This is a genomic window from Pseudomonas sp. WS 5078, from assembly GCF_012985745.1.
Classification (GTDB): domain Bacteria; phylum Pseudomonadota; class Gammaproteobacteria; order Pseudomonadales; family Pseudomonadaceae; genus Aquipseudomonas; species Aquipseudomonas lundensis_A.
In genome coordinates, this window is sequence record NZ_JAAQWX010000003.1 from 300559 (window position 1) to 315370 (window position 14812).

At 54.1% G+C, this 14812-nt stretch carries 11 protein-coding genes and 1 pseudogene; 4 read left to right on the forward strand and 8 right to left on the reverse strand.

Features of this window, described 5'->3' with window-relative positions:
- Position 1: 1 nt before the first annotated feature.
- The 4 genes and pseudogenes from HBN68_RS06745 to HBN68_RS06760 all read right to left on the reverse strand — a co-directional run bounded on the left by HBN68_RS06745 (position 2) and on the right by HBN68_RS06760 (position 3554).
- Entirely contained in the window at positions 2 to 1588 is a 1587-nt protein-coding gene (locus HBN68_RS06745; RefSeq protein WP_169963098.1) for a PAS domain-containing methyl-accepting chemotaxis protein, read from the reverse strand.
- A gap of 152 nt (positions 1589 to 1740) precedes the next feature.
- Entirely contained in the window at positions 1741 to 1986 is a 246-nt protein-coding gene (locus HBN68_RS06750) for a hypothetical protein (protein WP_249275339.1), read from the reverse strand.
- 71 nt (positions 1987 to 2057) lie between these two features.
- Complete coding sequence (locus HBN68_RS06755; RefSeq protein WP_094993063.1) at positions 2058 to 2393, reverse strand: hypothetical protein; 336 nt, start codon at positions 2391 to 2393, stop codon at positions 2058 to 2060.
- A gap of 301 nt (positions 2394 to 2694) precedes the next feature.
- Positions 2695 to 3554 (reverse strand): annotated as a pseudogene (locus HBN68_RS06760) (IS5 family transposase).
- 235 nt (positions 3555 to 3789) lie between these two features.
- Here HBN68_RS06760 and HBN68_RS06765 point away from each other — a divergent pair.
- From HBN68_RS06765 to HBN68_RS06780, 4 genes are all read left to right on the forward strand, one after another.
- Positions 3790 to 6456, forward strand: coding sequence for a hypothetical protein (locus tag HBN68_RS06765; RefSeq protein WP_169963096.1), 2667 nt, complete (start codon positions 3790 to 3792; stop codon positions 6454 to 6456).
- A 368-nt stretch (positions 6457 to 6824) separates the two neighbouring features.
- Entirely contained in the window at positions 6825 to 7049 is a 225-nt protein-coding gene (locus HBN68_RS06770) for a hypothetical protein (RefSeq protein ID WP_094993059.1), read from the forward strand.
- A 189-nt stretch (positions 7050 to 7238) separates the two neighbouring features.
- Positions 7239 to 8558: an OprD family porin gene (locus HBN68_RS06775; protein WP_094993058.1), complete on the forward strand. Its 1320-nt coding sequence runs from the start codon at positions 7239 to 7241 to the stop codon at positions 8556 to 8558.
- A gap of 83 nt (positions 8559 to 8641) precedes the next feature.
- Complete coding sequence (locus HBN68_RS06780) at positions 8642 to 10135, forward strand: GGDEF domain-containing protein (protein WP_169963094.1); 1494 nt, start codon at positions 8642 to 8644, stop codon at positions 10133 to 10135.
- 224 nt (positions 10136 to 10359) lie between these two features.
- Here the strand turns inward: HBN68_RS06780 and lpxC are convergent, their stop codons facing one another.
- The 4 genes from lpxC to HBN68_RS06800 all read right to left on the reverse strand — a co-directional run bounded on the left by lpxC (position 10360) and on the right by HBN68_RS06800 (position 14808).
- On the reverse strand, positions 10360 to 11271 hold the full coding sequence (gene lpxC / locus HBN68_RS06785; protein ID WP_047273792.1) for a UDP-3-O-acyl-N-acetylglucosamine deacetylase: 912 nt from the start codon (positions 11269 to 11271) through the stop codon (positions 10360 to 10362).
- Between the two features lie 112 nt (positions 11272 to 11383).
- Entirely contained in the window at positions 11384 to 12601 is a 1218-nt protein-coding gene (ftsZ, locus tag HBN68_RS06790; protein ID WP_094993057.1) for a cell division protein FtsZ, read from the reverse strand.
- Positions 12602 to 12666: 65 nt separating this feature from the next.
- Entirely contained in the window at positions 12667 to 13926 is a 1260-nt protein-coding gene (gene ftsA, locus HBN68_RS06795; protein WP_094993056.1) for a cell division protein FtsA, read from the reverse strand.
- Between the two features lie 15 nt (positions 13927 to 13941).
- Positions 13942 to 14808 carry a cell division protein FtsQ/DivIB gene (locus HBN68_RS06800; RefSeq protein WP_047278891.1) on the reverse strand — a complete coding sequence of 289 codons (867 nt, stop codon included), beginning with the start codon at positions 14806 to 14808 and terminating at the stop codon, positions 13942 to 13944.
- Between the last annotated feature and the right edge of the window lie 4 nt (positions 14809 to 14812).

The following is a 14812-nucleotide window of genomic DNA, read 5'->3' on the forward strand; positions in this document are numbered from 1 at the left end:
CTTAACGCCGGGACTGCCAGAAATCCTGAGCGAGGCTGCGCAAGGCTGCCGCCAGATCTGCCACATCCCCCGAGTTACGCTGACTTTGCTGCCCGGCGTCGACGGTAACCTCACAGGCACTGCGAATCCCGGCGATATTACGGTTGATGTCCTCACTGACCACGCTTTGCTCTTCGACGGCGGAGGCTATCTGCACGCTCATTTCGGTAATTTTCTTGATTTGCAGGCTGATGCCGTCCAGTGCACTGCTGGCCAATTGCGCTTGATTAGCACTGCTTTGCGCATACTCACTGCTTTGCTGCATTACCTGCACCGCGGCCCGCGCACCGTTTTGCAGGGTACTGATCATCTGCTGAATTTCGCAGGTGGACTGCTGGGTGCGCTGCGCAAGGCCGCGCACTTCGTCCGCCACAACCGCAAATCCGCGCCCCTGATCGCCCGCACGTGCCGCCTCAATGGCGGCGTTGAGTGCCAGCAGGTTGGTTTGCTCCGCGATGCTGCGTATCACCTCCAGCACCGATGAAATCTCACTGCTGTGGTTTTCGAGGTGATGAACCACTTCAGTGGCTCGCACCAACTCGCTGGCCAAATGCTGCGCCGAGGTGCGACTTTTGATCACCAGGTCATAGCCTTCACGGGTTTCCTGCTCGACACGATCGGCTGCTTGCGATGCCTGCTGAGCATTGCTCGCCACTTGGGCCACGCTGGCAGCCATCTCGTTGACTGCGGTGGCCACCTGATCTGTTTCTAGCTGCTGGTGCAAGGTGCTGTCATGGCTGCTTTGCAGGTGCTCGACCAGTTGACCGGCGTGCCCGGCCAAGCGCCGGGAAGCGTCACCGATGCGCCCGACCACAGCCCCAACCTGGGCTTGAAGCATAGCCAGCGCGAACTCGATCTGCCCGAACTCGTCTCTGCGGCCGGTATAGATCTGCTGGCTCAACGGGTTATCGCCCACGTCTTTGGCACGGCGCGTCAACGCGTTCAAAGGCTTGAGCATACAGATGATGGTGGCTGAACTGACTAAGCTGCCCGCCAACCAGAGCCCTAACCCGGCTTGCGGATCAAACTGTGGCATTAGCACCGCCCCCATCGCGATGACAGCACCTAGTATTGCACTGACGTATAGGGCCAATTTATTGGCCAATCCCAACCCTGGCAGACGCTTCCAGAACGGCAGCCGCCCTGCACGCAGACTTGCGTAGCACGCTTCAGCGACCGTAACGCGCTCAGGGGTTGGGTAAGTGCGCACAGATTGATACTCAACGGTTTCACCGTTTTGCATGACCGGCGTGACGTAGGCACTAACCCAATAATGGTCGCCATTCTTGCAGCGGTTTTTCACCATCCCCATCCAGGAGCGTCCGGCCTTGAGCGTCTGCCACATATGGCTGAAGGCCGCGGCAGGCATGTCGGGGTGGCGTAGCAGATTGTGGGGGCTGCCCAACAGCTCACTCAGCTCATAACCGCTGACCTGAATAAAGTCAGGGTTGGCATAGGTGATACGGCTGTCGAGGTCGGTGGTGGAGAGGATATTAGCGTCGGGTGCAAAATCAACGGATCGGCCGGTAATCGGTAGATTGATTTTCATAACAGGCGCGCTCGGAATATTGGGAGGAGTCGGCAGGGCTGTCGACTCTAAGCGCACCCATTAACGAAATACTGATCTGGCGCAGGTTCGCCGAAGTTAATCGTACAAACGCTAAAAATCAGCGATTCGCGACGGTTTTTCGACGTCAAAAATTAACGTTTACCCATGGTTTTACGGGTGCCGTGGGGTGGCGCGCCCGGGGTTTTGTCGTGACCGCCCTTGCCCGATTTCTGATACCAGGGCTGGTTGTCTTTTTTGGCTTGGGCAAATGCCGCAGGGTTGAATGGAAAGCTGAAGGCTGGAACGGCCGGTTTGTCGGCAGCGTTCGCGGTTGTTTCCAGCTCGGCCTGTTCGGCCGCCACGGTTTCTGGAGCCGTCAGTTGTTTAGAGGAAGTCATGAAAGCTCCGGAGAATGCGGGGTAGGAAGAAAGCCGCGCAGTATACCTGCCATCCTCGCCCCGCGTTGCACTCAGAGGTATGAAATAGTCACCACGCCGTTGTGCACCCCTTGTTCTTTACGGTAGGCCGGGGTGTTTAGCTTCTGATAGGACGCGACAAACGGTAGCTGCCCCGTTCGGCAGGCATTGCTCGCCATATTCACCGCCAACACTACATTGGGCGCGACATCGATCAATTGGGTTTTGTCGCCATAATCCACAGCCCCCAATCGACCATGCTCACACCCTGCTTCCACAATCTCGCCTTGAAACTTGATGACACCACTCATGGCAACCGTTTCAGACACTGCCTCATTGGAAAGCCCGCACAACACACATGCCGCCAAGCCCAGCGCGAATACTTTCATCAATAGCCCCCCGCCTAGAGACGCACGGGACGCACCTCTCTAATAACTAGGGCATCGGCCAAAAACCTGTTTTCTTTATATGTAGGGACAGGATTTTAGTACTACGGTCAGTGATCGAAATTTCGCGCGAGGGGGGGCAGGTCGCTGAATGAGGCCTCAATCAAGGGCAGGCTCGATCAGGTTGGAGCACACTGAACACGTACACACCGACTTACACCGTGACGTTGTTCACCTAAGTAAGCTCCGCTCAACTTGCCGCATGTGTGCCGCAAGTTGAAAAAACCACGGCGATCAGCACTGACTATCGCGAAACGCCCTGCGTGCAACGATTGGCTGGGCTTTTCATCAGCTCGCGAAAGTGTACTTTCACACAACCGAACTGACGTTCAATCACCCGAAATGGATGTTCAACCTTAGCCCGCGTCTGGGCGTAGAGGTACTCGATTTTGCGCTTGGCCTTTTAAAGCACGCTGCGTTTACTCAGCCTGGGATAGGTGCGGCGCCGCGCGGGGATCTGCCAAGCCACTTTGCGATTCTCATGCTCTTCACACATCTCGACACCGGTGTAGCCCGCATCGGCATAGACCGTGTTTTCCTTGCCGTGAAGCAGTTAGGCAAACTGGGTGACATCGCTTACATTCGCCGCCGTGCCGTGAACATGGTGAACCAGCCCAAACCCATCGTCGGCACCGATACGGGCCTTCACGTCAAAGAAATACTGGTTAATTTTTTGGTTTGATGGATCTCCGGATCGTGTTTACCGCGCTCGTGTTTGGTCGAGTTGGGTGCGTGAATGACCGTCGCATCGACGAGGGTGCCCTGACGTAGAGAAAGGCCCTTTTCCCGCAAATAATCGTTGATGACCGCGAGGATCGCAGGGGCCAACTTATGCTTTTCCAGCAAGTGCCGAAAGTTCTGGTCGCAGTGTTTTCGGAGATCGGCGCGATCAGGCTCAGACGCGCGAACTGGCGCATGGGCGTGATTTCATAAAGCGCCTCTTCCATCGCCGGGTCGCTCAGAGAGGATCCGCTTTTCAGCAGATGAATGCGCAGCCTGGTTACCTTGCTGCTAGGGTTTGCGACCACCGCCTGCCTTCGGGCAATAGGGTTTGATCAGCCTCAATAGGCCGCTCCAAGGCGCAACCTGATCCATCTCGGCCAGGAACTGTTCGCGGCGAGCTTACTTACTTTTCCCGACGTATTCGAAGTCGGACACGCTCATCTGACTCATGAAGGGTTCGGGTCAGGTGATTAGACTGTATTTAAGCACGCATAGGGGCCGATTCGGAGTTTCCCTGACAAGAGCTGACCAGCACGTGTACCTATCAAAACTGACAGTAGGATCATTGTGTGTTCCGTTGTAGCTTTTTGTGGCGATCAAAAGAGAGTAACGCGTCATGAATTTATTATCGGACTTGAAGGCTGATTACTCGCCATCGACCTGGATGACAGACCTAAGCTACTTTCTTGCGCCCCTAAAGTTACACCTTCTATCGCTGCCTTCTACCCATAACTCCGGCATGGATAAAAAAGCGGTCAGCGGCATAGAAGAGGGCTGGACAGCTTGCCAGAATGACACTTTTTTATTCCAGCTTTTACAAGGAGCCCGTGTGCTCGATGTACGTCTAAAGCACGGCATTGAGGGCATTTTTTTTAGCCATAATGGAGCGCTATCAAAACGTTCCCTAAGTGGGCTTATTAATGACTGCAATAATTTTTTCAGGCAAGACTACGCGACTAGAAAAAATGAAATTGTCATTCTGAATTTCCACGACCTCGACAGCTTCACAGAGAGCGACTATCTCGAAGTATTTCTACAGCTAATCAATGGCTTTACAGGTACAAACGGCACGGTAAAAATTTTGCCACGCGCCGCGCGTAATTTAACACTTGCTGAAATACAGTCTAACTACCCTGGTTGTAACATTATTATCTCGGCGTATCAATTCGGCGTTCACCCTGAGTGCTGGAATAATATTCCTCACTATAAGATAGGGAAAGAAGCACCTTCAATGAATGAACTCGACGCATTCATTGACAAGCACACCATCGAACTTTTCAAGCCTGACATGTGGTCGCTACAAGTTACCAACACCTCAGCAACCTACGCCCCCCTCAACTTATCAGGTTTTACCAATAACAAACTCCACCCCGATGAAAAAACACTCATTAATAGCAACATCGTCAACGTGGATTTTCTTGAAAAGACGCCCATCGTCTTTAACTGCATACAAGCGAATATCTACAAGGGCGAAAGAGCACGTGATACCATCCCCCCCTCCCCTCCCGAGTTTGACCATGCCTTCTATGTGAGGCCATGGATGACCTGTTTTTTCTTATTCATAAAACCCACTGATAATTACGCTGCCACTCACCACACCTACACTATCGATGACGGGCAAGAAGTAAAAATAGAAAATCAGCACACCGAACTTCAAACAATAGAACTCACCCTCATGCCGGACACCTGTTATAAATTAAAAGTCTACGGGGTCGACTTTGCAGGTAACTATTCCGCCCCGTTAACCCACACCCTTGGCACCTTCGACCCACTGACAGCGGAGGAAAAACCTGTAACGCCCGGTATAACGGGGACCCAGCGGTATGATAAGTTCGCGTGTGCAATATATTGGAATCAGGGCCAAAGGGTCGACTGTTTTGAAGTTCAAATTTTTGAAGAGAGGGATATTGTCGACGGCGTCCCTGTCAGCGAACCGCTTCAAACAAAAATTGTTACTCGCTGGGCAAATGGAACCTATTTTGAAAACCTGCCAAGCTACGATGCCTACCAGATAGCTGTACGGGCAATCAACAGTTATGAAATCTATGGCGACTATTCGATCAGGCGTGTAGAGGCCTATCGACCTATAACCTCCCCCCCTACTGCACCGTCCAAGCTCCAATACACTTACAACCCAGTCACTCAAACAGTCTATATTTCGTACATTGAAGGTGAGGCAAGGAGCGGAACCGTATTTCATACACTCTTGATCGAAACCCGTATTGAACTACATCAAGAAACCATTTACGGAAGTCATTTCACCTTCCCACTGCCTTTATCACTGGATTTCACCCTGACACTGTACTGCACAGATCAGGATAACAATCAGTCTACTGCCGTTTATTTAACAGGCAATACAAGGGGAAATGGGGGCTATACACCTGAGCCCATCGGATACCAAAAGGTCACCCGCGAATCACGCACTTCAGGCTCCACCACGTGGTCAGGTTCAAGGGATATAGTGAAGTATAAAATCCATCTTTACGACACCCAAGATGTGGAGGACGGAACCGCTCATAAGGAAGGGACAATTATCGGCCCTCCGATAAATGAAGTCTTCTATTCAGGAAGTGAACTCAAGTACACATTTTATGATTTAACACCGCAAAAGCCATACCATGTTTTCGTCTGGGGTATCAATGCCTATGGAACCGAGGGATTAAGATCTTACACCAACAATACACTGATGCACGCCAATGCTGGTGACGACCAAGAGAACCCAACGCCTCCATTACACCTCACTGCATCCTACAGTACCAGGAATGGAAATCTTCTCGTTTTTTTCAATCTGTCGTCTGACAACGTTAACATTGACCACTACATCGTTACTATCAATGATGTTGAGATACAAAAAATTGCGTATCCACTACTGGGATATCACTACATAGTCCACCCTCTGAAAAAAAACATCCCATACACTGTATCTGTGTATGCTGTCGACACAAACAACAACCTTTCGGATACTGTTTCTTTTTCAGGAGACACGTCCAAGAAAGACACACAAGACTTGCCTCCTACAAATGGCAATGTGCTCCAAGTCATTCGCACTGACTATAATACCGCCGAACTCACATGGAACTTCATACAGCACGCACGCTACATAATCATAGCGTACTTTATAGTCACAGAAGACGGCTTAATATCACACCCCTTAGTACACACTATGGGCACGAGCATTGGCGTGAACTTACATAACATCCAACCTGACAAAAACTACACAGTCGCTATTTACGGGGTAAACAGTTATGGGGCTTCGGGAGTTCCTAGGTTCAGCGTTTTTTAAACGCGGTAATACTCGACACTTAAACTTCTAAAACGGGCTTACGGCAGGCATCAACTGTTATTGTCTCCCCTCTTTTTGTCATGCCTTTACGGACAACTGAAGCAAGGGTCAGCCTGACAATGGGCGTATCTTTTGTGAAGCCGTGTTTATGTTGATACTGCTTCGCACTCAATCCCTATCTGCGCTAATCGTCAATGGCGACGAACTGTCTCAATGCAAAGAATCGAGCGGACGCTCTATCTCAACACCTCCAACGTTTGTTACTCAAAACGCAAAAGTCCTTATCCAGAGCAGGGCTTTTTCGAGGCCGGGGTTGCCTATATTTTGATCGCACCACACAGAACTTGCACAGCAAGAAGGTTTTTGAAATGTCCAGCAGTATGGGTATGGCCAGCGTTTTCGCTTTGTCGTCTTTGTTGTTGTCGCCTTTGGCCATGGCGGAAGAATCGCCGGCGTTCGTTGCACAAAATGCAGCCCGCGCAGCCGCCTTCGAGCAACACCAAAAAGAACTCACCGCCAACCACCAACATGAGGCAAAGCCTCAGCAAACACAGGTTAAAGCCAGCGACAGCGATGACGTCAAGGACAGCTGATACACCACCTGAAGTCTTCCCGACCCAATCAGCCACAGCCTTTAGATGTGACTGATTGTTTCAAAAGCCGCTACTATAGCGGCTTTTTTTGTTTGAAAAAAACCGTCGCAGCGCATGACGTGTTTGAACAAGAACGCGAATTTCTGAAGAAAATAAAAACTGCCGTCACCCAAAAGGAGCAATTTACCGGTGAAGAACGCACTCAAGTTTAGTCCGCTATTCCTCGCGCTGGCTGCAACGATCCCTGCGCTGGCTCAAGCAGAGGACGAAACGTCCAAAGACGGGTTTATCGAAGGCTCAAGCCTCAAGCTGCATTTTCGCAACTACTACATGAACCACGATATTCGCAGCCCGAAGGCGGATGACAGCAAAGAGTGGGGCCAAGGGTTTATAGGTCGGTTCGAGTCGGGCTTTACCCAAGGTGTCGTGGGCTTCGGACTGGACGCCTATGGCATGCTCGGCCTGAAACTCGACGGCGGTGGTGGCACCGACGGCAGCAGCATCCTGCCGGTCAGTGACGGTAATGGCAAAGCGCCTACCGCGTTTTCATCTGCCGGTGCAGCGCTCAAGATGCGCGCGTTTGACACTGAGCTGAAAGCGGGCGACATGTTCCTCACCAACCCGGTAATCGCCGGTGGCGAGACCCGCATGTTGCCGCAGACCTTCCGTGGCGTGACATTAACCAATCGCAGCATTGACGGCTGGATGTTCGAGGGCGGCCAGGTCAGCTTCGAAAAACCTTACAACCAGAGCGGCATGCGTCGCCTGACAACCATGTATGGCAACCTCGACGGCCAGAGCAGCAAGCACATGAACTGGGCGGGTGCCTCGTGGAGCGGCGTACCAGAGCTCACCAGCAACCTCTATGCAGCCGAGTTGCAAGACATCTGGAACCAGTACTACTACGATCTGGATTACACCTACGCCCTGAACGAAAGCATCAGCCTGAACCCCGGGCTGCACTTCTATCACACGCAGGACACAGGCAAGGCACTGCTAGGTGACATCGACAACAACACCTTCAGCCTGCACTTCGCGGTGGCAGTCGCCGGCCATACAGTCACGGCCGTCTACCAACGGGTCAATGGCAATACGCCGTTTGACTACATCTATCAAGGCGACAGTGTTTATCTGGATAATTCGCAGCAGTATTCGGACTTCAACGGCCCGAATGAGCGCTCGTGGAAACTGCAATACGAATATGACTTTGCTGGCGTGGGCGTGGCGGGGCTAACCTCCATGATTTCGTATTCGCGTGGTGAACTCGACCTGACCAAGGTCGACCCCAACAGCGTCGGCTATGGCAACTGGTACAACGCTGACGGCAAGCATGCCAAACACTGGGAGCGCGACCTGACCATCAAGTACGTGCTGCAGGAAGGCCCGGCGAAAGACCTGGGCGTTGCCCTGCGCTGGTCGGCCAACCGCGGCAACGATGCGTATCAGGCGGTCGATAGCAATGTCGATGAATACCGCGTGATCATCGACTATCCTCTTGATGTGTTCTAAAGCCTGAATTAAAGCCAGCCTTCATGCTGGCTTTTTTGTGGGCAGTACGCCCACTCACAGGCTGTATCGAGGGTGACAGAAGCATGGCAACAACCCGTTTACCGCCTGAGCGTCTGATCACCCACCGCTGGTTATCGATTGCCATGACGGTGTGCGTCCTCGCCATTTTGAGCATCAATGCGATTTTGTTAATACGTGAACATCGCAGCATCGAACTGTCGGCCATCCGCACCTCGCTTAATATCGTGCGCCTGATTGACCGCGACGTTCAAAACACGGTGGATCAGTATGACTCGGCATTGAGCGCATTGATTCGCGTGTCTAAGCGCCGTGACTTGAACGACCTTCCCCAGCCTCTTAAGCAAATGTTGCTGTTCGATAAAGCTGAGGACACCCCGGATAACGACGGATTTTTCCTGCTAAACGCTCAGGGCGATCTAGTTGCCAGCTCCCGGACAGATTACGCGCCCGGTAAAAACCTCAGCCACTGGAAAAGCTTCATAGAGCATCGCGACTCAAAGAGTGCAGCTCTGTTGATCTCCGATCCCTTCCCTTCTAACGAAAATAAGGGGTTTTGCTGCGTCAGCTTCAGCCGACGTATTTCTGCTGCCGATGGCACCTTCCAGGGGGTGGCGATCGCACAAATGAAAGTGGACTATTTCCAGTCACTGTTTCAAAAACTGGACTTGGGTGACCACAGCACCATCAGCCTGATCAATACCGATGGCACGCTGCTCACTCAGCAACCCCGCCGTGAACGCACCCACGTTGACCTCAGCCAGGATCCGATTTTCAGCCGTTTGTTGAGGGAACATAAAGGTAGCTTTATCGCGGTTTCTGGCAAGCACGGGCAAGAAAAGCTCTACAGTTTCTCGGAAGTCGGGCAACTGCCGTTGGTGGTAGTGGTTTCGCTGGCCACTGAAGATGTATTTGGCAGTTGGCGGCGCAACGCCATTCTGGTCGGTGGCGGCACGCTGGGGTTGGGCATCACGTTGTTGGTCCTGACCTTGCTGCTGGGGCGCGAGCTGCGTCTGCGGCGCAACGTTGAACAGGAATTGGAGGCGCTGATCCGAACGGACCCGCTCACTGAGCTGGCCAACCGCCGCAAGCTGGACGAAACACTCAATAGCGAATGGAAACGGGCGCAACGTACCGGCAATCCGCTGTCATTAATTATGATCGACGTCGATCATTTCAAATCTTTCAATGACACGTACGGCCATCAGTGCGGTGATGAAGCATTGCGGTTGGTCGGCAAGACACTCAAGACGTTCGTGCGCCGCTCCACCGATCTGGTGGCACGCTATGGAGGCGAAGAATTTGCCATGGTGCTGGCTGACACTCACCCGGAGGGCGCCGTGCAACTGGCTGAACACATCCGTCGCAGCATCGAACAACTGCCCTCCATCACCCCCGATGGTATGCGGCTCACGGCCAGCCTCGGCACCTGTACACAATGGGTAACCCCCGATGACTCTCAGGCCCAATTTCTACGCTGTGCCGATCAGGCGCTGTATCAAGCCAAGAAAAATGGTCGTAACTGTGTGGTCAGTGGCCATACCGCTGGCGGCTCTTGAACCCACCCTGCCGCACGCTGGGCATGCGGTCACGTATTCCTTTAAAAGGTATTGAAGGCCTCTAAGCCGCACCTATGCGCGTAAATACCGAAAGCCCGCAACCCCAGTTGAACACATGGCGTCACTGGCAACACCTTCCGGCCATTCGGTCTGTGCACCCGGTTCAGGCGCATAAAAAAGGCCACCCGAGGGTGGCCTTCAAAAACTAGAGAAAGAAGTTTTACTTAAACTGCCGCAACCGGACGCATATACGAAATCGGTGCTGTGCTGGCATCTTCAAAGGTCACGACTTCCCATGCATCTTTCTGCTCAATCAGCTTGCGAAGCAGCTGGTTGTTCAGTGCATGGCCAGACTTGAAGCCCTTGAACTCGCCAATCAGGCTATTGCCCAACAGGTAGAGGTCGCCAATGGCGTCGAGGATCTTGTGCTTCACGAACTCGTCTTCATAGCGAAGACCGTCTTCGTTCAGTACACCGTCCGCGTCGACAACGATTGCGTTTTCCACGCTGCCACCGAGTGCGAGGTTGTGCTTGCGCAGGTACTCAATGTCACTCATGAAGCCAAAGGTACGGGCGCGGCTGACTTCTTTAACAAACGAAGTGCTTGAGAAATCCACGCTTGCACTTTGTGTGCGATTACGGAAAACCGGGTGATCGAAATCGATCTCGAAAGTCACCTTGAAGCCTTCGAAAGGGACGAAAGTGGCGCGCTTGTCGCCATCTTCCACTGTCACTTCACGCAGGATACGGATGAATTTCTTCGGCGCGTCCTGTTCTTCCAGGCCGGCAGATTGAATCAAAAATACGAAAGGTCCTGCGCTACCGTCCATGATAGGGACTTCAGACGCGGAGAGTTCGACGTAGGCGTTATCGATCCCCAGGCCAGCCATGGCCGAGAGCAAGTGCTCTACCGTGTCTACTTTGGTATCGCCGTTGACCAACGTGGTCGACATGGTTGTCTCGCCGACGTTTTCCGCGCGAGCAGGAATCTGCACCACAGGGTCAAGGTCTGCACGACAAAACACGATGCCGGTGTCCACAGGCGCAGGCTTGAGGGTCAGGTAGACCTTCTCACCGGAGTGCAGGCCGACACCTGTGGCACGGATAATATTTTTCAGGGTGCGTTGTTTAATCATGGCATTGGCCGCTTCAGCGCAAATTGCGAACTGGTATCAACAAAGGCTGGCGATAATAGCAGACCGAGCCTTTGCTGAACACCAATCACCTTAATCCCCCTGATTGATTTCATTAATCAGCCTGTCGACGCAGGAAAGCCGGGATGTCCAGGTAATCCAGATCGTCTTGAGGATTGAGCTTGGCAGCGGTTGTCGCGCCTTGCTGGGCCTGATTACGCATCACGGTCGGACGGTCCAGGTCACGGTAGTTAACCGTTGGCAGCTCCTGGCGGGTTTCTTGACGAACGTCCTGACGTGCAGCAGCGGCTTGAGCCGAAGAAGCGGCGTACGACGCTTGAACCGTGTTGTCGATCACCTTGACCGGCTTCTCGATTTTCGCACCCAGACCGGTCGCAACAACGGTCACGTGCAGTTCGTCGCGCATGTCAGGATCAATTACGGTACCGACCTTGACCATCGCGTGCTCGGAAGCGAACGCTTCGATGATGCTACCCACGTCAGAGTATTCACCCAGCGACAGGTCTGGACCGGCAGTGATGTTCACCAGAATGCCACGAGCGCCTTCCAGGTTCACGTCTTCGAGCAACGGGTTACGGATGGCCGCTTCGGTCGCTTCGCGTGCACGGTTAGGACCGCTGGCGCAGCCAGTGCCCATCATTGCCATGCCCATTTCGCTCATCACAGTGCGCACGTCGGCAAAGTCGACGTTGATCATGCCCGGACGCTTGATGATGTCGGAGATACCGCGAACGGCACCCGCCAGTACGTCATCGGCCTTGGCGAAAGCCGACAGCAGGCTGGCGTCCTTACCGAGGATGGTGAGCAGTTTTTCGTTCGGAATCGTGATCAACGAGTCAACGCTTTCGGACAGCAGACGAATACCTTCGTCAGCGATCTGCATGCGCTTGCGGCCTTCGAACGGGAATGGACGGGTCACCACCGCAACGGTGAGAATCCCCATTTCCTTGGCTACTTCGGCAATGATCGGTGCAGCACCGGTACCGGTACCGCCGCCCATGCCCGTGGTGATGAACACCATGTTGGTGCCCTGCAGCACTTCAGCGATGCGCTCGCGGTCCTCAAGAGCAGCCTGACGGCCAACTTCAGGGTTCGCACCGGCACCCAGGCCTTTGGTTACGCCTGTGCCCAATTGCAGGATGGTACGGGCGCCAATGCTTTTCAGCGCTTGGGCGTCCGTGTTGGCGCAGATGAATTCAACGCCTTCGATGTTGCTCTTAACCATATGGTTAACAGCATTGCCACCGCCACCACCAACACCGATAACCTTGATTACCGGGCTTTGCGGGATGTTGTCTACGAGTTCGAACATTTTCCCTCTCCTTACCTTCTCTAGTTTTTTTCGCCTACTTCTACTGCTGGTAAATCGTTTGTTGCTTAGAAATTGCCCTGCACCCAACGCTTAAGGCGCTCAAGGACAGGGGCTTTCTGTTCTTCACTGCTGTAACTGTCGCGGCTGCCTAATCCCGACAGAGAAATGCCATCGGACTGTTTTTGCAGCCCGTATTGCAGCAAGCCCACAGCCGTGGAGTAAATCGGGTTACGCACAACATCGGCCAACCCTTTGAAACTGTGTGGCACGCCCAGACGCACAGGCATGTGGAAGATTTCTTCGGCCAGCTCGACCGCGCCTTCCATCTTCGAAGTGCCTCCTGTCAGGACGATGCCCGCCGGGATCAAATCTTCGTAACCGCTGCGGCGCAGTTCGGCCTGAATCAGGCTGAACAGCTCTTCGTAACGGGGCTCGACCACTTCGGCCAGGGCCTGGCGCGACAGCTCGCGCGGTGGACGATCACCCACGCTTGGCACTTTGATGGTTTCACCGGCGCCTGCCAGCTTGGCCAGCGCGCAGGCGTAGCGGATCTTGATTTCTTCGGCGTACTGGGTCGGTGTGCGCAACGCCATCGCGATGTCGTTGGTCACTTGATCGCCAGCAATAGGGATCACCGCAGTATGACGGATCGCCCCTTCGGTGAAGATCGCGATGTCCGTGGTGCCGCCGCCGATATCGACCAGGCACACGCCCAGCTCTTTTTCGTCATCGGTCAGTACTGAGTAAGCCGACGCCAATTGCTCAAGGATGATGTCGTCCACCTCGAGGCCACAACGACGTACACACTTCTCGATGTTTTGCGCCGCATTCACGGCGCATGTCACCACGTGGACCTTGGCTTCCAGACGCACGCCCGACATGCCCAGTGGCTCACGAACGCCTTCCTGGTTATCGATCACGTAGTCCTGCGGCAAGGTGTGCAGTACGCGCTGGTCTGCCGGAATAGCCACTGCCTGGGCAGCATCAAGCACGCGCTCAAGGTCGGCCGAACTGACTTCACGGTCCCGGATTGCCACGATGCCGTGGGAGTTCAGGCTGCGAATGTGATTGCCCGCCACGCCGACGAACGCCGAGTGGATACGGCAGCCCGCCATCAACTGCGCTTCTTCCACTGCGCGCTGGATCGACTGCACGGTGGATTCGATATTCACCACCACGCCCTTCTTCAGGCCACGGGATGGATGGGTGCCGATACCAACGATTTCGAGTTGGCCGTCGGCCGCGACTTCGCCTACCAGCGCAACCACCTTGGAGGTGCCGATATCCAGGCCGACGATCATTTTGCCGCTTTGCACATTTGCCATGGGTCCTGCCTCTTCTTAATTCTTCGCGACAGCGGGTTGGGCTATCGTGGGTGCCACAGGTTCCCGCCAGCCGACGGCCAATCCGTTGGCATAACGCAAATCAATGCGCGCTATGTTCGTAATCTGTTCTTTCAGCGTTTTTTCATAGATGGCTATGAAGCGACGCATTTTCTCTACCAAGTGATCGCGCCCCAACAGCAGCTCGATCCCTGGCCCTGCACTGCCGGCCCCTGTTGTCAGGAACCAGCTACCGCGTTCACGCAGTTCCAGCCGGGCTATGGAGAAGCCCATCGGACGCAGCATCTGGCTCAACACCTGATACTGCTGCATCACTTGCTGCTGAGCCCGCTGAGGGCCGAACAGCTGCGGCAAATGTTCGTAATTGGCCAACTCACGCGGGGTGAAGGCCTGCCCCTGGTTGTTCAGCAGAGCTTCATCGCCCCACCGCGCCACCGGCAATTGCTCTTCAAGACGGATCACCACTTGATCCGGCCAGACCCGTCGCACTTCGGCATGGGCAATCCACGGCATCTGTTCCAGCTCGGTGCGCATGGCTTCAAGGTCGACCGTGAAAAAGCTCGCCGCAATGTAAGGTGCGATGCGCTGTTGCACGGCCTGCTGGCTGATGTAGGTCAGGTCGCCCTGCACGTTGACGTTAGTAATCGGCCGGTCCGCGTACGGCATGAGCCGTTGTGCGCCTTCGTAAGTACCGAAACCCAACGCCACCAGCAACACCGGCCAGAACAGCGCCTTCAAAAAGCCGAAATTGGCTTTTGGCAGGCGCGCCGACATCGGCTCTTTCGCCACCATTCGGCTCGCGCCACGCGGCACCGGCTTGCGGCCGGGAGCGAGGGGTGGCTGGCGATGCTGGGCGCCTTGCATGGAC